We start from the raw sequence: 17,793 nt of genomic DNA, 5'->3' as shown, positions 1-17,793 counted from the left end.
TGGAAAGGGCGAATCGCGTATATGGTAAAGATCTTGCGAAAACGATGGATTTTCTGCAGAGCACTCGCGCTGACTGCCATCTGTGTTGTTTGTCTGGCGGCGTCGCCAGACCTCGGCGGAGAGACGCCCGCTGTTATCTGCCGTGCGGCGGCTTCGCCTGCCTTGACGGACGCGCGGCAGACGGCAGCGTACTGGCTGGAGCGGCATCCGGAGGGGGAACGGCTCCTGCTCGATGAGAAAGGAATCGCGGCGCTCAATGAAGAAATGCGTCGCAAGACGCGGACGCTGACAGCCCTCTCGTCGGCACCGGCAGTGTACAGCGGGGACGAGGTGCGTCATCGCATATCGGCGGTGCAGGCCATTGGCGATTTCGCCACCGGAGCGGTGCCGGAGCTTTACGCCGGCGGCGCGGTGCTCACACAGGCGGCATACGAGGCGGCAAGGGAGAATTGCGCGCTCACCGCTGTGCCGGAGCGCGTCGGCGTACGTTATGGCGTTGTGGTGCGTCGGGCAGATCTGCGCCTGCTGCCTGTTGCTGACGGTTGGTTCGAGACGCCGTCTGACGTGCATTACGATGCATTGCAGGCGACGGCTGTCGATCCTGCGGAACCGGCGCTTGTGCTCACCGGGAGCGCTGACGGCCGGTTTTTCTTCTGCATCCTGCGTCACTACAGCGGCTGGCTTGCCGCAGAGGCACTGGCTTTTACCGACCGCGTGACGTGGGAGCAATACGCGGCACCCGCGGATTTCGCCGTTGTGACGGCGCCTGCGCTCACTCTGCAGGCGGCGCGTGCGCAGCGCTATCAGATGGGTGCGCGTATACCGCTCTCTAATGAGGGAATGTTGCTCCTCCCCGTGCGCACGACGGCGGGGCAGCTGCAGGTTTGCCCGAGACCGGCGTCCTTTGGCGGCGACCTGCACCACGGCTATCTGCCGTGTACGGAGAACCAGTTCGTGCGGCAGGGGTTCCGTTTCCTCGGCGCGCCCTATGGCTGGGGCGGGCTCGAAGGTAGCGTGGATTGCTCGGCGTTTACAGGGGACGTCTACCGCAGCATGGGCATCGAGCTGCCGCGCGACGCGGATGTACAGGGAGAGGTTCTGCCATACCGTGCGGACCTCGAGGGCTCGGCGGAAGATCGCTGTGCGCTTTTGCGCCAGTTCCCCGTAGGAACGCTGCTTACGACACCGACACACGTCCTCATGTACCTTGGGACAGATGATGCTGGTGTGCCGTGTGTGCTGCAGGCAATGAGCAGCTATTTCACCTTTGACGGCGGCGCGCGCCAAAAACATTATCTGCGCCGCGTCATCGCTTCCACGGTGCTTTTTCCGAGCTTCGCCGGCACACCGTATATCGAGAGCGTGCAATCGTTTGGTGCTGTGTGCGGGAAATGAGCCGGGGTGCGTGGTATCTCTTTACCTCGCGTGCAAAATATGGTATTCTAATTGAGATATTGGTAAGGAAGCGCTGATAAATGAAGTGTTTCCGAAATATTACCCTTTGGAGGTAGATGGTTTTGAAATACATGACAGGCAATGAACTGCGAGAGGCATATCTGCAGTTCTTTTCTGAGAAGAAGGGCCACCTCCGGCTGCCCAGCTTTTCTCTCATTCCGCAGGACGATCCGACGCTCCTGCTCATCGGTGCTGGCATGGCACCGTTGAAGCCGTTCTTTACCGGCAAGATGAAGCCGCCCCGCACGCGCGTGACGACGAGTCAGCGTTGTGTGCGCACGGGTGACATCGAGAATGTCGGACGTACCGCGCGCCATCAGACGTATTTCGAGATGCTCGGCAATTTCTCGTTCGGCGATTACTTCAAGGGAGAGGCCATTCCTTGGGCGTGGGAGTTCCTCACGGAGGTCATCGAGCTGCCGAAGGACAAGCTCTGGGTAACGGTGTATCCGGATGATAATGAAGCCATCGAGATTTGGAAATCGCAGCCGGGATTTCCGCAGGATCACATCGTGAAGCTCGATGATAATTTCTGGGAAATCGGTCCCGGCCCCTGCGGTCCGGATTCTGAGATCTACATCGATCTCGGCGAGGAACGCGGCTGTGGTTCACCGACTTGCGGTGTCGGTTGCGACTGCGACCGCTATCTTGAGATCTGGAACCTCGTGTTCACGCAGTACGACCGTACGGAGGACGGGCAGTACAAGCCGCTCGCCCATAAAAACATCGATACGGGCTGCGGTCTGGAGCGCCTTGCCTCTGTTGTGCAGAACAAGCGCACGAACTTCGAGACGGATCTCCTTTATCCCATCATCGAGTATGCCTCCAAGGTTTCCGGTGTGAAATACGGTGAGGATGCGCAGAAGGATATTTCGCTCAAGGTTATCGCCGACCATGCGCGTTCGATGGCCATCATGATCATGGACGGCATCCTGCCGTCGAATGAGGGCCGCGGCTATGTGCTGCGCCGCATCCTGCGCCGCGCGATCCGCCACGGCCGCATGCTCGGCATCAAGGATAAGTTCCTCGAGGGCGCTGTGGATGCCGTTGTCGAGATTTATCGCGAGGCGAGCGACTTCGGCGAGCTCGTTGCGAAGCAGGAGTATATCAAGAAAGTCATCAGCATCGAGGAGGATCGCTTCGCGGCGACGCTCAATCAGGGCATGGATCTGCTCGACGCTGAGATCAAGGAACTCAAGGCAGCCGACAAGAAGGAACTGCCGGGGACTGTCGGTTTCCGTCTCTATGATACGTTCGGTTTCCCGTGGGAGCTCACGGAGGAGATCCTGCATGAAAATGGCATCGATCTCGACAAGGACGGCTTCGAGAAGGCAATGGAGGAGCAGCGCAGCCGCGCGCGCGCGGCCCGTGCGGCGAATACGCGCGTTGCGGTGCCTGACCTTTCCGGCATCGATGTGACCCAGCTCAGGCAGGACCCTGAGGCGAAGGAAGCCAAGGTCGTCGCTATCTGGAAGGATGGCAAGCTCGTCGACGAGATCCATGACGGCGAAGAGGCCGGCATCATCCTCGATAAGACGCCTTTCTACGCAGAGGGCGGCGGCCAGGTCGGCGATGAGGGCCTGCTGCGCTCGGAGTTCGGCCGCATCCAAGCGACGAACGCGAAGAAGCTGCCGGACGGCACGGTCTATCATATCTCCTATGTCGAGGAAGGACAACTCAAGGTCGGTGACACCGTCGCCATCGAGGTCGACCAGACGAAGAAGCTGGCTTCGGCGCGCAACCATACGGCGACACATCTGCTGCAGGCCGCACTCAAGAAAGTCGTCGGCGATCAGGTGAACCAGGCGGGTTCCTCCGTGACGCCGGAGCGCCTGCGCTTCGACTTCACGAATTTCGAGCCGGTCTCCGCGCAGCAGCTCGCGGATGTCGAGGCGCTCGTCAACGAGGAAATCCTCAAAGGTGTGGATGTGGAGATCTCCCACATGAGTCTGGACGAGGCGAAGAAAGCAGGCGCGATGGCGCTATTCTCTGAGAAGTACGGCGATGTTGTGCGCGTCGTCAAGGTGCCTGACTTCTCGATGGAGCTTTGCGCTGGCTCGCATGTCAAGAATGTCGGCCAGATCGGCATGTTCAAGATTGTCTCTGAGACAGGTGTCGCCTCTGGTGTGCGCCGCATCGAGGCCGTGACAGGGAAAGCCGCACTCGATTACATGAATGCGAAGGCTGCACTTCTCTCGCAAGTTGCCGCTGCGCTCAAGTCGTCGGAGGAAGAGGTTCCCACAGCGCTTGGCAAACTGCTTGCGGAAAAGAAAGAAATGGAGAAGCAGCTCGAGGAGGCTGCGGCGAACCGCGATAAAGCGGACGCGGCCAAGCTCCTCGCGGCGGTGAGCGACTTCTCCGGCGTGCCGGTCGTCTGCGGCAAAGCGCAGGCGGCGTCGATGGACGAGCTGCGTGCTGTCGCAGATCTCACGCTCAGCAAGCTCGCCGGCGGTCTTGTCGTGCTAGCCTGCATCAATGATGACAAGGTCAACCTCGTCGTCAAAGCATCGAAGGAAGCTGTCAAGAAGGGCATCCATGCCGGCAAGATCATCAAGGAGGCCGCGGCCGTTGTCGGTGGCGGCGGTGGTGGTCGCCCCGATATGGCACAGGCTGGTGGCAAGAAGCCTGAGGCACTGCCGCAGGCGTTTGAAAAGGCCGCGGACATCATCAAGGCCCAGCTCGGCTGAGCAGATAGAAGGAACTCTGCTATGCCAGATCAGTCTATGTCAAGCCTTTCGCTTGCTGGGCAGAAGTCATAGCAGCTTTTCAAGGAAGTCCTCCCGCATAGGGAGGGCTTTTCCCTTGCAAGCTACATGTATAATGTCCTTGCACTAAACAGGAGGTTTCCATTTTGGAAGTCGATATTACAGAAAAAGTCAAGAGAGTCCTCAAATTCGGACCGCTGGCACTTGTGGCACTTGCGATTCTTTGCGCGCTCGGCGTCTGGGCGTACCAGCACAGCCAGAAGGGGCTCACGGTCTACGATGCGAAGGTGGCGAGCACGATGGTGGGCGTCAAGGCAAAGGCCGATGGCACCATCACGGAACTTGTCGTGCAGGATGGAGATCATGTCGAGGCTGGCGATGTCATCGCACGCGTGCAAGTGAAGATTACGGATGAGCAGATTGCACAGCTCGCGCAGAACGCGGAACTCGCGAAGCAGAATCTCGCGCAGGTCCAGCGTGGGCAGACCGTGACCGTGCCGCAGTCGGCGGCACCTGCGCCTATGCCTGTGCCGCAGTCCTCCGGCAATTCTCAGGCAGTCGCGAATGCGCGTGCACGTCTCAACCGCATGAATGAGCTCTACGAGATGGGCGCCATCAGCGCGGTGAAACGCGATCAGGCAGCGGCGGATCTCGCTGCCGCTGAGGCGGCAGCGACGCCAGCGCCTGCGGTGAGTGCGCCTGCCGCGACGCGCTATCAGACCATGACACAGCCGGCGAATCCGGAAGCCGTGAAACAGGCAGAACTTGCCGTCAAGCAAGCGGAAGCAGCGCTTGAGAACGCGAAGCAGGACGCGCAGGCGACTGAGATTGTCGCGCCTGTGTCCGGCACAGTATACCTTGGCGATGACATCCAGGAAGGGGCGGACCTCAAGGCGGGCGCGACGGTTGCCAGCATCGGTGACGCATCCAATATCTGGGTGGAGGCGCGTCTTTCGCCAAACCAGAAGGGGAAAATACGTCTCGGTCAGTTCGTGAGCTATACCATCGAAGGGAAGAAGTACCAGGGAACGGTACTCGACATCGTCGATCCTGCCGATGCCCAGCCAGACACCGCGGCCTCAGGATCGCTGCCAGCTGCTTCTGAGGAGAAAGACGAGGCAGTGCAGACATCATCTATCTCGGAAGACGCAGGCAATGTCTCGGGTGATGAGACAGAGGACAGCAAACCTGGCAATACGGAGGGGAACGCTCCCGATATGTCAGACGGACGCTTGATTGTGAAAGTTTCCCTGCCCAAGGATATGGCGGATACCCTGCGGCCGGGGACCGACGCCGTGGTTAGATTTTCATCAGCGAATTGAATAAGCGCTTGCCGCAGTTGATGCAGCAATCTGGACCGTTGCCTTCGGGCAGCGGTTCTTTTTGTTGCATGGCACTCGATGATGTGCTACAATGTAAATAAATTTTCACAAATTAAAGGAATAAAGCAGGAGGGATGAAGCGATGACGAACCCGAAGCTGCGGGACGCGTTCAGCGATCAGCTCTGCCAGGCGGTGCTTGCGTTGGAGACAGTCGATGAGTGCTATCAGTTCTTCGAGGATATTTGTACGGTCAGCGAGCTCAAGGCGTTGTCACAGCGGCTTGAGGTAGCTCGGATGCTGCAGGATGGACATACGTATGACGATATTGTCGCGCGCACGGGAGCGAGCACGGCGACCATCAGCCGTGTAAAACGTTGTCTCAATTATGGCGCGGATGGATACAAGCTCATTCTCACACGCCTGTACAAAGAGGCATAATCGGATCTACAGCGAATAGGAGAGAACTACATGGTCAACGAAAAACAGGTTTTGGGAATTCCGTACGGGACACGCGACTTCTTGCCGACAGAGGCCGCAGGCAAGCGCGCCATCGAGACGAAACTCGCGGCGCTTTTTGCGCTTTGGGGCTATGATGAGGTGGTAACGCCGACCATCGAATACTTCGATACGCTCACGATGGACAGCGGCAGACAGCTTGCGCCGCAGCTTTTCAAGCTCTTTGACAAGGGCGGGAAAACGCTCGCGCTGCGCCATGAGATGACGACGCCCATCGCACGCGTGGTCGCAAGCCGTCTCAAGGACGCGCCGCTGCCGCTCAAGCTCTCCTATATCAGCAGCGTTTTCCGTTCGGAGCAGAGCCAGATGGGGCGGCAGTGCGAGTTTTACCAGGCGGGGGTCGAGCTCGTTGGCAGTGCAAGCGCGACGGCGGATGCCGAAGTGCTCGCACTGGCCATCCAGAGCTTGCTGCGCGCAGGGCTCAAGGACTTTTCTGTCTGCCTCGGCCAGGTGGAGTTCGTGACGGGCATCATGCAGCAGTATCGTCTTGACGAGCAAACGCAGCAGACGCTCAAGAAGGCGCTGGAGCAGCATGATCTCGTCGCTTATGATGCGACGGTCGCGTCGCTTGATCTTGCGGCAGCTGCCAAGCAGAACCTGCGGCAGCTGCCTGTGCTGAGCGGCGGCGAGGAGACACTGCAGCAGGCGTATGCGTCTGCGCTCGGTGAGCAGAGCCGTCGCGCCCTCGACAATCTCAGCGCCATTTATCATTTGTTGGCATCGTATGGCCTTGAGAAGTATGTGCGGTTTGATCTCGGACTCATCCGCGATTTCAGCTATTATACTGGCATGGTCTTCGAGGTGTATACCGCGGGGCTCGGCTTCCCACTCGCGGGTGGCGGCCGTTATGATCACATGCTCTCTGACTTTGGTTGCGCCTGCCCTGCGACAGGCTTTGCACTCGGGATTGAGCGCGTGCTGCTCGCGCTCGAGCGTCAGGGCATCGGTGCGCCGGAGCCGGCAAAGGATGTCTATATCGGTTACAGTGCGGGACAGGAGGCGGCAGCTGTCAACAGGGCGACGAGCCTGCGCAGCGAGGGCAAGGTCGCAGAGCTTTCGCTCGCGCCGCAGACGAAGGCGGAAGCAGAGGCGTCGCGCCATGCGAAAGGCTACGCGACCCTCGTTTATCTAGAATGATGCTTCAGCGTATCCGTCAGTTCTTTCGCGCCGTGACCGCGCGCGTCGACACGCGGGATGACGCTTTTGTGCGCGCGCATCTTCCCGCGGCAGCACAGTCACTGTTTTACGCGATGCACCGCGTCGACCAGTGCCATGCCATCCGTGTGGCGTACACGGCCGCGCAGCTGGCAGCGCGGGAGCGCGCTGCACTCGATCGAGCGCTCTTGCTGCGCGCAGCGTTGCTTCATGACGTGGGACGTCGCAAGGGAGATCTCGACCTCTTCGGCAAGGTTGCCGCTGTGCTGCTCACTCACTTCTTCCCGCGGCGTTCCCGCGCGTGGGCGGCCGCGGGCTGTCGGCTGCTTTTCGTCTACTACGAGCATCCGGCCATCGGCGCGCGCCTGCTCGAGCGCATCGGCATGATACAGGAGGCAGCGCTGGTGCGCTGCCATCATGCAGCATCCGCGGCGACAGACAGCAGGGAACTGCGCCTGCTGCGCGCCGCGGACGAGGCGAATTGATGAACTGCGCGGGGGATGATATGCCGCGGGTGCGTTTACGCAAATGCCAAGCGGCTCTTTGATAGGTGGTTCTGGTTTCAAAAAGAAAATTTCTCATGGCTTGACGTTTACAACGTAACATGCTATGATAATGACCATATTCATCACGTTAATACTTTAATTAATAAAAGAACCCAGGAGGGACAGCATGCAGACCAGCGATATGGATTATCTGACGGTGGCGTTGCCTAAGGGAAAGCTTTTCTCCCTGTCGGCAGAACTCTTTGCCAAGATCGGCTATACAGCAGAAGGGCTTTCCGATCAATCGCGCAAGCTCATCATCACGAATGAGGAGAAGAAGATCCGGTTCATCGTCTCGAAGACGGCTGATGTGCCGACGTATGTGGAGTACGGCGCGGCCGATATCGGCGTCATCGGCAAGGACGTGCTCATGGAATCGGGCAAGGATGTCTACGAGCTCCTCGACCTCGGCTTTGGCAAATGTCATCTGATGATGGCGGTGCACAAGCCGGAGCGGCGGCCGAAGCTCACAGACTATGCGCATACGCGCGTGGCGACGAAATTCCCGCATATCGCTGAGCAGTTCTTCAATGAGCACGGCATGCAGATGGAGTACATCAAGCTCAATGGCTCCATCGAGCTTGGTCCCATCGTCGGGCTTTCGGAGAGCATCGTCGATATTGTCGAGACGGGAACGACGCTCCGGGAGAACAATTTGGAGGAAATTGCCTACATTATGGACGCCACGGCCCGCCTCATCGCGAACCGCGTGAGTTTCAAACTGAAGTTCGACCGCATTCATGCGATGGTGGAGGATTTGCGGCAGATATTGGAAAGCGAGGCAAAGGCATGAAAATCGTCAAGGCAAGAGAAGTCGGGGAAAGAGAGGTCGAGCGACTGCTCACGAAAGCGGCGTTCGATGAGGTGGAACTGAATCCGAAAATCCGCGAGAGCAACAGGAAGCTGTTCGGCAAGGATATGAGCGCTGCAGAACTCGTGCGTCAGATTGTCGGTGATGTGCGCCGCGATGGCGACAAGGCGGTCATCCATTATACAAAGCTCATCGACCGCGTCGAGCTCACGCCGGAGAATCTGCTCGTGAGCGAGGCGGAGTTTGAGGCAGCAGAGCAGGCGGCGGATCCCGCTGTCGTTGCGTCGCTCAGGAAGGCGGCGGAGAACGTGCGCCGCTACCATCAGGAGCAGAAGCCAAACTCGTGGATGACGTACCGCGACCAAGGCTCGATCCTCGGGCAGTCCATCATTCCCCTCGATCGCGTCGGTATCTACGTACCGGGCGGCACGGCGGCCTATCCGTCCTCGGTCATCATGAATGCCGTGCCGGCTGTTGTCGCGGGTGTGCGGGAAATCATCATGATGGTGCCGCCGAAGAACGGCAAGATCAATCCGTATGTGCTCCTCGCCGCGCGTGCGGCTGGTGTCAAGAAGATCTACAAGATCGGCGGCGCGCAGGCCATTGCTGCGATGGCGTTCGGCACGGAGACGGTGCCGCGCGTCGACAAGATCACGGGGCCGGGCAATATCTTCGTGACGCTCGCGAAGAAAGAGGTTTACGGTCATGTGGATATCGATATGCTTGCGGGTCCGAGCGAGATCCTCATCGTCGCAGACAAGACGGCAGATCCTGTCTATACGGCCGCTGATATGCTGAGTCAGGCGGAGCATGATCCGCTGGCGTCGAGCATCGTCATCACGGACGACGAGGAGCTCGCGGGCAAGGTCGCGGCGGAGGCAGAGCAGCAGCTCGCCAAATTGCCGCGCCGAGAGATCGCACAGGCATCCATCGACCGCAATGGTCTCATCGTTGTCGCGGAGGATATGATGCAGGCGATGCGGTTCGCGAATGTCTCCGCGCCGGAGCACATGGAGCTTCTGACTGCGCAGCCGTTCCAGCTGCTGCCCTATGTGCGGCACGCGGGTGCCGTATTCCTCGGTGCTTATTCGCCGGAACCGCTCGGCGATTATTTCGCAGGGCCGAACCACGTACTGCCCACGGGCGGCACGGCGCGCTACTATTCCGTGCTCAACGTCGAGACTTTCATGAAGCGCACGAGCATCATCTCGTATACGCAGCCCGCGCTCGCCGCCGTGAGCGATGACATCATCCGTCTGGCAGAGACCGAGGGATTGCAGGCGCACGCCAACGCCATCCGTCTGAGGAGGAATGAGAAATGCTGAAATACCGTCAGGGGCTTGCCGACCGCCCGTCCTATGACATGGATACGAATGAATACCGCATCACGCTCAACGCGAATGAGAGCACGATGAATCTGCCGCCCATCGTGGAGGATCGTCTCATGGGACGGTTCGCGAGCGTCGCGTTTAACCGCTATCCGGGCGCCGAGGAATATCTGAGCCTCACGCGCCAGATTGCCGCGAATTTCAAGGTGCAGCCGGAGAATATCCTGCTCGGCAACGGCTCTTCGGAAATCATCGAGAAACTCTTCTATTGCTTTGGCGGCAGCAAGGATGCCGCTATCGTCTATCCGCAGCCCTCGTTCTCCATGTACGGCATTTACGCCGCGGCAGCGGAAGCGAAGGGGGTGCCGGTCGACCTTGAGCCGGACTATACGCTCGATCTAGAGAAGTTCGTCTCGGCTGTCATCAAAAACAAAGCGCGCCTCTGCGTCATCTGCAATCCGAACAATCCGACGGGTACGGGCTTTTCCGTTTCTGACATCCAGTACATCGCGGATAACATCCCGACGAGTTGCGCGTTCCTCGTCGATGAGGCGTATGTGGAGTTCTACGGGCAGTCGGCAGTCTCGCTGCTCAAGGATTATCCGAACATGATCATCGCGCGGACGTTCTCGAAGGCATACGGCCTCGCGTCGGCACGCGTCGGCTATAGCATCGCGTCGGTTGCCATGACGGACATGATCGGCAGATCGTTCATGCCGTATCACATGAATACGCTTTCGCTCGTCACGGCCGACATCGTCTATCAGATGCGTCATGAGTATGTGCCGCGCATCCAGATGATCATCGCCGAGCGCAAGCGGCTGGCAGAAGCAATCAAGCAGGTGCCGGGCTTTACGGTGTATCCCTCTGAGACGAATTTCCTCCTGATCCATCATGAGGCAGCACCCGCGCTCAATGAGGCGTTCGAGCGACAGGGCATCGGCGTGCGCAGCTTCGGTGCGGCGCCCCGCCTCACGAACTGCCTGCGCATCTCGATGGGAACGCGCGAGGAAAATGACTCGTGGCTCGGCGTTCTCAAGGCTTTTGCGGAGGAACGGGCATGAGTGCGCGTACGGCGGCCGTCGAACGCACGACGGCAGAGACGAGCATCCGGCTCACGTGGAACCTCGACGGCACGGGGAAAGCAGAGATTGCTTCCGGCATCGGCTTCTTCGATCACATGCTGAATCTCTTCGCCGCGCATGGTCTCTTCGATCTCAAGCTCGAATGCCGGGGCGATATCGAGGTGGATGGGCATCATTCTGTCGAAGATATCGGTATCGCGCTCGGCGACGCGTTTCGCGAAGCCATTGGCGATAAGCGTGGCATTACCCGCTACGGCACGTTCTATCTGCCGATGGATGAGACGCTGGCGTTCGTCTCGCTCGACATCAGCGGGCGGCCGTTTCTCGTCTATGAGGGCGGATCGATGGCGCCGATGATCGGTGGCTATGACACAGAGCTTACGGAGGAGTTCCTGCGCGCTTTCGCGATGCATGCCGGCATCACACTTCATGTGCGCATCCTCTATGGCACGAATTCGCATCATAAGGTGGAGGGAATCTTCAAAGCGCTTGGCCATGCGTTGCGTATCGCCGTGGCACGTGACGCGCGTGTGACGGGGGTACCCTCGACGAAGGGCGTACTTTGAGGAGGCGATACGATGATTGCGATCATTGACTATGGAGTCGGCAATTTGTTCAGCGTGGAAAAGGCCGTTGCGGCGCTCGGCGCGCCCGTTACCGTCACGCGTGACGAGGCCGTGATCCGCGCGGCGGAAAAGGTTGTGCTGCCCGGCGTCGGCGCGTTTGGCGACTGCATGAAAAACCTTGAGGCGACGGGGCTCATTCCTGTCATCAAGGAACTGGTGGCGTCCGGTCGTCCTCTGCTCGGCATCTGCGTGGGTCTGCAGATCCTCTTCGACGGCAGTGAGGAATCCCCGGGCGCGCAGGGGCTCGGACTCATCCACGGAACCGTGCGGAAGATCCAGGCACCAGAGCTCAAGATTCCGCACATGGGATGGAATTCCCTGAATATCCGGGAACGCAGGGCGAAGACAGATCTCTTCGCGGGGCTTTCTGAGCATCCCTATGTTTATTTCGTGCACAGCTATCATGCGGTGCCGGAGGACTCGTCTGTCATCACGGCGACGACGGAGTACGGCGAGACGCTGACGGCTGCCGTCGCGCAGGGAAATCTCCAGGCGACGCAGTTCCATCCGGAGAAGTCCGGCGACGTCGGGCTGCAGATCTTGCGGAGTTTCATCAACGGCTGAGGGGGAAATGATATGACGATTTTTCCGGCGATTGATTTGCGCGGTGGGAAATGTGTGCGCCTGTTCAAGGGCGATTTCGATCAGGAGACGGTTTTTTCCGATCAGCCGGCCGAGGTAGCGCAGCAATGGCAGGCGCAGGGCGCGCAGTTTCTGCATCTTGTCGATCTCGACGGCGCACGTGCGGGCCATTCAGAAAATCTCGCGACCGTGCGGGAAATCCTCGCGGCGGTGACGATTCCCGTGGAACTCGGCGGCGGCATCCGCACGCTCGAGAACATCGATGAAGTGCTCGCGCTCGGCGTGCGCCGCGTGATTCTCGGATCCGTGGCCGTGCGCGATCCGGAGCTCGTGGCTGCGGCCTGCGCGAAATACGGCAATCGCATTGTCGTCGGCATCGACGCGAAGGACGGCATCGTCGCGGTGGACGGCTGGGGCGTCTCGGGAGATGTCGATGTCATCACGCTCGCGAAACGTATGAAGCAGGCGGGCGTCAGGACCATCATCTATACCGATATCAGCAGGGATGGCACGCTCGCGGGCGTCAATGTCGAGGCGACGGCGAAGCTCGCGCGGGAGAGCGGCGTCCATGTCGTCGCTTCCGGCGGCGTGCGCGATGTGCGCGATATCGAGGCGCTCAAGCCGTACGAAAAGGACGGTATCGAGGGCGTCATCGTCGGGAAGTCCATCTATACGGGCAGCCTGTCTCTCCCCGAGGCGCTTGCAATCGCGGCGGAGGTGAACTAAAATTGTATACGAAAAGAATTATTCCTTGCCTCGACGTCAAAGATGGGCGCGTCGTCAAGGGAACGAATTTCGTCGGTCTGCGCGACGCGGGCGATCCGGTAGAGCTGGCCGCCCGCTATGATAAGGAGCGGGCGGATGAGCTGGTGTTTCTCGATATCACGGCGTCGAGTGACAAACGCGATACGATCGTGGATGTCGCGCGCGGCTGTGCTTCGCAGGTGTTCATTCCCTTTACGATCGGCGGCGGCATCCGCACGGTGGAGGATATGCGCAAGATGCTCAAGGCGGGCGCGGACAAGACCTCGCTCAATACGGCAGCCGTCAAGAATCCTTCCGTCATACGCGAGGGGGCGGAGAAGTTCGGTCGGCAGTGCGTCGTGCTCGCCGTCGATGCGCGCCGTTCCGGCGACCATCGCTGGGAGGTCTACGTCAACGGCGGCCGGACACCGACGGGCATCGACTGCCTCGAGTGGGTCAAGCGCGCGACGCAGCTCGGAGCGGGCGAAATTCTCTTGACGAGCATGGATGCCGATGGGACGAAATCTGGCTATGATCTCGAGCTCACGCGCGCTGTCTCCGAGGCTGTCGATGTGCCTGTCATCGCGTCCGGCGGTGCCGGGAAGCTGGAGCATTTCTACGATGTGCTCACGGAGGGCAAGGCAGACGCCGTGCTCGCTGCTTCTGTGTTCCACTATGGTACGTTCACGGTGCGCGAGGTCAAGGAATATCTCAAATCTCGTGGTGTGGAGGTTCGATTCTGATGAGTGTAGACATTTCCAAGGTTCACTTTGACGAGAAGGGGCTGGTACCCGCCATTGTGCAGGAGGAGAGCGGACAGGTGCTCATGCTCGCCTACATGAACAAGGAGTCCCTGGAGAAGACCATCGAGACGGGGCTGACGTGGTTCTATAGCCGCAGCCGCCAGCGTCTCTGGCAGAAAGGGGAGGAGTCCGGCAATATCCAGCAGGTCAAGGAGATCTCCTATGACTGCGACGGCGATACGCTGCTCGTGCGCGTCCACCAGCGCGGTGTCGCCTGCCATACTGGGACATATTCCTGCTTCAGCGGACGCCGCCTGCATCCGGAGAAAAATGACAAGAGCGTTGCCGTCGTGCCGCCGGAGAAGCAGCAGTCCCTGGCCATTGTCCTCAACGAGCTCTACGATGTCATCCAGGATCGCCGCCTGAATCCGGTCGAGGGCTCTTACACGAACTACCTTTTCGACAAGGGGCAGGATAAGATCCTCAAGAAGGTCGGCGAGGAAGCTGTCGAGACGGTCATCGCCTCGAAGAACAATGTGCGTAAGGAGATCCTCTACGAAATGGGAGATCTCTGGTATCATTGCCTCGTCCTGCTCGCCTATCATGGCATCTCGCCGGAGGAGCTTTTCGCGGAGCTTATGAGCCGTCGCAAGGGTGGCAGCTATCATAAGTTCACGGGCAAGACGGGCATCCGTCCCGATATGTGAGGTGTCTCTTGATGGGTGAGACTTATCAAAAGGAGCAGGCGTTTCTTGAAGATACGGCTGCGGCCTGGGATTCGCAGAGCCCGCTCAAGCGAGGCGAGCCGTTCCCAGCGCCGGAGAAGCAGGCTCCAGCGGAGGCGAAGCTCGTCAGGTTGCCGGATCCGGAGCTTTTACCAGACCGCGAGGTGAATTTCCTCGAGCTCGTCGAGCTGCGCGCAAGCGTGCGCAGCTATACAGAGACACCGTTTACGCTGCAGGAGCTTTCCTATCTGCTCTGGTGCACACAGGGCGTGAAGATGCCGATCGGCAAGGGCGGCAGCATGCGCAACGTACCGAGCGCCGGCGCGCGCCATGCGTTCGAGACATACCTTTTCGTGCAGAAGGTGGAGGGACTCGTACCGGGCTTCTACCGGTATCTCGCGTATGAGCATGCGCTGCTGCCGCTGGCGGATGAGATTCCTTGGGAAGATAGCAGAGCGCCGTTCATCGAGGCGTTCCGCACGCAGCATGCTGTGGCGGAGAGCGCCGTCACGTTTGTCTGGGCGGCGCATATCGAGCGCCTCCTCTATGTCTTTGGCAAGCGTGGCTATCGCTATGCGTTTCTCGATGCGGGACATGTCTGCGAGAATCTCTATCTCGCGGCGGGTACGCTCAAGGCTGGCTGTTGCGCGATGGGCGCATTCGAGGATGCGGCGCTCAATCGCCTGTTGCATCTCGACGGCGTACAGGAGTTTTCTGTTTATGCGGCGACGGCTGGGAAGACATCATGACGGTTCTGCTCTATCTCTTGCTCGCCGCGCTCGTTCTCCTCTTTCTGCTCGAGATGCGCCGCAGCCTGCGGCGGTCGAACGCAGCGTTCACGCTCGTAGAGAAATACGAGCATGACCTTGGTAATCCGGCGCTCGTCGATGAGATTACATCTTTTATCGAGAGCGACTGGAAGCTCCGCCGTGTCATGCGGCGCGAGCGCGGCACGCGCGAAGATATCCGACAACTCATCAAGCATCTCATGCTCTGGGGCAACGTTCGCAAGGGACGGCGTTTTGTGCCCATTACATCTTTCTTCTACGTCTGCTCTCTGTCCTATCTGCTGCGGCATAAGGATGCGGAGCCGAAGCAACTCGCGATGAAGATGATGAATTACCTGCATATATGAAAGTCGTTTCTCTTTCGTGGTGCGCGGCAAATGCCGTGCACCTTTCTTTTTATTAAAAAATTAGGTATAATGGAGAAAAATTATACTGGGGGTACATGAATATGAAAAAGATTCGCAAGGCCGTTATCCCAGCCGCTGGTTATGGCACGCGCTTCCTGCCCGCAACGAAGGCGACACCAAAGGAAATGCTGCCGATTGTCGATAAACCGACAATCCAGTATATCGTCGAGGAAGCACTGGCGAGCGGTATCGAGGAACTGCTGATCGTCAGCGGTCATGGCAAGCGCGCGATCGAGGATCACTTTGATTCCGCACCTGCGCTGGAGGCGGAATTGCGAAAAAAGGGAAAGACGGATCTCCTGCAGATAGTGCAGGAGACGGCCGACATCAATGTGCATTATATCCGGCAGCGCTACATGCGCGGCCTCGGCGATGCCATTCTCTGCGCGAAGACATTCATGGGCGATGAGCCGTTCGCCGTCCTGCTCGGCGATGATGTCGTCTATCATCCGGAGCGTCCGGCGCTACGCCAGCTCATCGATGTCTATGAGCAGACAGGAGGCTCTGTGCTCGGTTGTCAGCAGGTGCCGGATGAGAAGGTCTCATCCTACGGCATTGTGGCGGGAGAGCCGGTCGATGGTTGGAAGGAGAAACTGTTGCGAGTCTCGGACATGATTGAGAAACCGTCGCTCGCAGAGGCGCCGAGCCACTTCGCTGTTCTCGGCCGATATATCATCAAGCCGGAAATCTTCGCGATTCTCGAGAATACGAAACCGGGCAAGGGCGGCGAGGTGCAGCTCACGGATGCGCTCAAGGTGCTCGCGAAACTCGATAATGTGTACGCTTACGCTTTCGAGGGGAAGCGGTACGATCTCGGCGACAAGCTCGGATTCTTGAAGGCAACGGTAGAGTTCGCCCTGCGGCGGGAGGATCTCGGTCCCGCGTTTCGTGCGTATTTGCGTCAACTGGTGCAGGAATGTCCTGAGCGAGTATAAGGCAGGCTGGTTGCGTGGGAACGGCGTGCAAGTTGCGTTCGCAGTGCGTGATGTGGTATGTCGTTGCTGGAAGGCAGAAAGCGAGGGGATGACGTGCAGAAGAAGCAGAAGGCGAATCTAGCGCTTGCCATCAGTGCAGCGGGGTTCCTGGGCACATTGCCTGCGGGCGGCTTTTTGGGAGGTCTGCTCCATCACGGTTTTTTAGCGGCTGCGGTCGGCGGCCTTGCGGACTGGTTCGCCGTCACGGCCATTTTCAGCAAGCCGCTGGGCATCTCCTACCGCACAGATATCCTGCGGCGCAACCGCCAGCGCATCATGGACGCGTTGGTGACGTTCGCGAGCGATGATTTGCTGAGCGTAGAGAACATCATGCAGGTCGTACGTCGGCAGGATGTGGCACAGTTGCTCGTGGCATATCTGGAACATCGCGGCGGCCGGGAACGGCTCGTGGAGACCGTTGATCATGTTGCGATGCGTGCGGTCAATACGCTGGACAGCGCGAAGGTCGCAGGGGAAATCGAGACCATCTTGAAAGACGGCCTGCGTACAATTCCTATCGAGCGCGTGGCTATGGAGGGCCTTCGGATTCTGGCGGAAGAGCAATATAGCTGCCATCTGATCAGAGCGCTTGCGGAGATCGCGCAGCGCGTGCTGGCGAGCCCCGTCCTCCGTGAGACGCTGAAGGAAAATGTAAGTCTGCTGCGCAAGGAATACGAGGGGGATTCCGCTGGTCGCGCGTTTGTGCTGTCAAGCCTTGGACTCACCGATGAACGCATCGCGCAGATCATTTGTGAACGGATGGAGGAGAAACTCGGCGAGGTGATTGCGGGAGAGACACCCACCTATGCCGCTGCCAAGGCGCGCCTTGAGACGCTGCTGCGCAGGATCAGTCAGGATCCATCGCTGCTTGCGGCGCTGCAGGCATGGAAAACCGGATTTTTGCAGCAGGTGTCGCTTCTGCCACTCCTTGTGCAGTGGGTCGATGCGCATGTCAAGGGAGAACAGCCGTTCTGGCTAGCGGCGCTCGAGACGTTCCTCAATGAGAAGATCGATGCCTTTGTGCAATCTCGGCCGTGGCAGAGGCGTGTCGACGCTTTCTTCAAGAACCTGCTGGAAGAGGAGCTGACAAAACACCATGCGGTTATCCCTGATCTCATCCGCGAACGGCTGGGAGAGTTTTCCGACGACGCGCTCGTTGCCATGGTGGAGAGCAAGGTACAGGATGATCTGCAAATGATCCGCATCAACGGCGCCCTCGTCGGTTCCTTGGTCGGCATGGGATTGTTCATCTTGGTGACGCTCGCGGAGAGGATGTGGTGA

The 17,793-nt window shown here is 59.2% G+C and carries 18 protein-coding genes; all 18 read left to right on the top strand.

Annotation, left to right across the window (positions count from 1 at the left end; genetic code table 11):
• Positions 1 to 21: 21 nt before the first annotated feature.
• The gene (locus F599_RS0103375; protein ID WP_211209062.1) at positions 22 to 1,395 is read left to right on the top strand and encodes an NlpC/P60 family protein; all 1,374 of its coding nucleotides are present in this window, start codon (positions 22 to 24) and stop codon (positions 1,393 to 1,395) included.
• Positions 1,396 to 1,526: 131 nt separating this feature from the next.
• Positions 1,527 to 4,142: an alanine--tRNA ligase gene (gene alaS, locus F599_RS0103370; RefSeq protein WP_211209063.1), complete on the top strand. Its 2,616-nt coding sequence runs from the start codon at positions 1,527 to 1,529 to the stop codon at positions 4,140 to 4,142.
• Positions 4,143 to 4,306: 164 nt separating this feature from the next.
• Positions 4,307 to 5,482, top strand: coding sequence for an HlyD family secretion protein (locus F599_RS13480; protein ID WP_019542124.1), 1,176 nt, complete (start codon positions 4,307 to 4,309; stop codon positions 5,480 to 5,482).
• Positions 5,483 to 5,624: 142 nt separating this feature from the next.
• A complete protein-coding gene (locus tag F599_RS0103360) occupies positions 5,625 to 5,921 on the top strand; it encodes a YerC/YecD family TrpR-related protein (protein ID WP_019542123.1) in 297 nt (98 codons plus the stop codon).
• A gap of 30 nt (positions 5,922 to 5,951) precedes the next feature.
• The gene (gene hisZ / locus F599_RS0103355; protein ID WP_019542122.1) at positions 5,952 to 7,136 is read left to right on the top strand and encodes an ATP phosphoribosyltransferase regulatory subunit; all 1,185 of its coding nucleotides are present in this window, start codon (positions 5,952 to 5,954) and stop codon (positions 7,134 to 7,136) included.
• A complete protein-coding gene (locus F599_RS0103350; RefSeq protein WP_019542121.1) occupies positions 7,133 to 7,639 on the top strand; it encodes an HD domain-containing protein in 507 nt (168 codons plus the stop codon). Before hisZ ends, F599_RS0103350 begins: the two co-directional genes overlap by 4 nt.
• A 187-nt stretch (positions 7,640 to 7,826) precedes the next feature.
• The gene (gene hisG, locus F599_RS0103345) at positions 7,827 to 8,492 is read left to right on the top strand and encodes an ATP phosphoribosyltransferase (protein WP_019542120.1); all 666 of its coding nucleotides are present in this window, start codon (positions 7,827 to 7,829) and stop codon (positions 8,490 to 8,492) included.
• Positions 8,489 to 9,835: a histidinol dehydrogenase gene (gene hisD, locus F599_RS0103340; RefSeq protein ID WP_019542119.1), complete on the top strand. Its 1,347-nt coding sequence runs from the start codon at positions 8,489 to 8,491 to the stop codon at positions 9,833 to 9,835. The genes hisG and hisD overlap by 4 nt, the downstream gene beginning before the upstream one ends.
• Positions 9,829 to 10,902, top strand: coding sequence for a histidinol-phosphate transaminase (gene hisC, locus F599_RS0103335; RefSeq protein ID WP_019542118.1), 1,074 nt, complete (start codon positions 9,829 to 9,831; stop codon positions 10,900 to 10,902). The genes hisD and hisC overlap by 7 nt, the downstream gene beginning before the upstream one ends.
• Positions 10,899 to 11,489, top strand: coding sequence for an imidazoleglycerol-phosphate dehydratase HisB (gene hisB, locus F599_RS0103330; protein ID WP_019542117.1), 591 nt, complete (start codon positions 10,899 to 10,901; stop codon positions 11,487 to 11,489). Before hisC ends, hisB begins: the two co-directional genes overlap by 4 nt.
• A gap of 12 nt (positions 11,490 to 11,501) precedes the next feature.
• Positions 11,502 to 12,113 carry an imidazole glycerol phosphate synthase subunit HisH gene (hisH, locus tag F599_RS0103325; RefSeq protein WP_019542116.1) on the top strand — a complete coding sequence of 204 codons (612 nt, stop codon included), beginning with the start codon at positions 11,502 to 11,504 and terminating at the stop codon, positions 12,111 to 12,113.
• A gap of 12 nt (positions 12,114 to 12,125) precedes the next feature.
• Positions 12,126 to 12,857 (top strand): 1-(5-phosphoribosyl)-5-[(5-phosphoribosylamino)methylideneamino]imidazole-4-carboxamide isomerase, encoded by a 732-nt coding sequence (gene hisA, locus F599_RS0103320; RefSeq protein ID WP_019542115.1) that lies wholly within the window; start codon positions 12,126 to 12,128, stop codon positions 12,855 to 12,857.
• A gap of 2 nt (positions 12,858 to 12,859) precedes the next feature.
• Entirely contained in the window at positions 12,860 to 13,618 is a 759-nt protein-coding gene (gene hisF, locus F599_RS0103315) for an imidazole glycerol phosphate synthase subunit HisF (RefSeq protein ID WP_019542114.1), read from the top strand.
• Positions 13,618 to 14,325 (top strand): bifunctional phosphoribosyl-AMP cyclohydrolase/phosphoribosyl-ATP diphosphatase HisIE, encoded by a 708-nt coding sequence (gene hisIE / locus F599_RS0103310; RefSeq protein WP_019542113.1) that lies wholly within the window; start codon positions 13,618 to 13,620, stop codon positions 14,323 to 14,325. The genes hisF and hisIE overlap by 1 nt, the downstream gene beginning before the upstream one ends.
• Before the next feature lie 11 nt (positions 14,326 to 14,336).
• Positions 14,337 to 15,092 (top strand): SagB/ThcOx family dehydrogenase, encoded by a 756-nt coding sequence (locus F599_RS0103305; protein WP_019542112.1) that lies wholly within the window; start codon positions 14,337 to 14,339, stop codon positions 15,090 to 15,092.
• Complete coding sequence (locus F599_RS0103300; RefSeq protein WP_019542111.1) at positions 15,089 to 15,478, top strand: hypothetical protein; 390 nt, start codon at positions 15,089 to 15,091, stop codon at positions 15,476 to 15,478. The genes F599_RS0103305 and F599_RS0103300 overlap by 4 nt, the downstream gene beginning before the upstream one ends.
• 95 nt (positions 15,479 to 15,573) lie before the next feature.
• Positions 15,574 to 16,473, top strand: a complete 900-nt coding sequence (gene galU / locus F599_RS0103295) for a UTP--glucose-1-phosphate uridylyltransferase GalU (RefSeq protein WP_019542110.1) — start codon at positions 15,574 to 15,576, stop codon at positions 16,471 to 16,473.
• Between the two features lie 93 nt (positions 16,474 to 16,566).
• The gene (locus F599_RS0103290; RefSeq protein ID WP_019542109.1) at positions 16,567 to 17,793 is read left to right on the top strand and encodes a DUF445 domain-containing protein; all 1,227 of its coding nucleotides are present in this window, start codon (positions 16,567 to 16,569) and stop codon (positions 17,791 to 17,793) included.

It is taken from the genome of Selenomonas bovis DSM 23594 (assembly GCF_000381005.1).
GTDB classification, from domain to species: Bacteria; Bacillota; Negativicutes; order Selenomonadales; family Selenomonadaceae; genus Selenomonas_C; species Selenomonas_C bovis.
Note: the sequence above shows the minus strand (reverse complement) of the source record. Positions and strands in the feature narration are given on the sequence as shown.

Excerpts from the sequence above, each read along its gene's own strand:
- F599_RS0103305 (WP_019542112.1), top strand. The coding sequence starts at position 14,337 with ATGGGTGAGACTTATCAAAAGGAGCAGGCGTTTCTTGAAGATACGGCT.
- hisB (WP_019542117.1), top strand. The coding sequence starts at position 10,899 with ATGAGTGCGCGTACGGCGGCCGTCGAACGCACGACGGCAGAGACGAGC.
- hisH (WP_019542116.1), top strand. The coding sequence starts at position 11,502 with ATGATTGCGATCATTGACTATGGAGTCGGCAATTTGTTCAGCGTGGAA.
- F599_RS0103300 (WP_019542111.1), top strand. The coding sequence starts at position 15,089 with ATGACGGTTCTGCTCTATCTCTTGCTCGCCGCGCTCGTTCTCCTCTTT.
- hisIE (WP_019542113.1), top strand. The coding sequence starts at position 13,618 with ATGAGTGTAGACATTTCCAAGGTTCACTTTGACGAGAAGGGGCTGGTA.
- hisD (WP_019542119.1), top strand. The coding sequence starts at position 8,489 with ATGAAAATCGTCAAGGCAAGAGAAGTCGGGGAAAGAGAGGTCGAGCGA.
- hisZ (WP_019542122.1), top strand. The coding sequence starts at position 5,952 with ATGGTCAACGAAAAACAGGTTTTGGGAATTCCGTACGGGACACGCGAC.
- hisA (WP_019542115.1), top strand. The coding sequence starts at position 12,126 with ATGACGATTTTTCCGGCGATTGATTTGCGCGGTGGGAAATGTGTGCGC.
- hisC (WP_019542118.1), top strand. The coding sequence starts at position 9,829 with ATGCTGAAATACCGTCAGGGGCTTGCCGACCGCCCGTCCTATGACATG.
- alaS (WP_211209063.1), top strand. The coding sequence starts at position 1,527 with ATGACAGGCAATGAACTGCGAGAGGCATATCTGCAGTTCTTTTCTGAG.
- F599_RS0103360 (WP_019542123.1), top strand. The coding sequence starts at position 5,625 with ATGACGAACCCGAAGCTGCGGGACGCGTTCAGCGATCAGCTCTGCCAG.
- F599_RS0103350 (WP_019542121.1), top strand. The coding sequence starts at position 7,133 with ATGATGCTTCAGCGTATCCGTCAGTTCTTTCGCGCCGTGACCGCGCGC.
- galU (WP_019542110.1), top strand. The coding sequence starts at position 15,574 with ATGAATATGAAAAAGATTCGCAAGGCCGTTATCCCAGCCGCTGGTTAT.
- F599_RS0103375 (WP_211209062.1), top strand. The coding sequence starts at position 22 with ATGGTAAAGATCTTGCGAAAACGATGGATTTTCTGCAGAGCACTCGCG.
- hisG (WP_019542120.1), top strand. The coding sequence starts at position 7,827 with ATGCAGACCAGCGATATGGATTATCTGACGGTGGCGTTGCCTAAGGGA.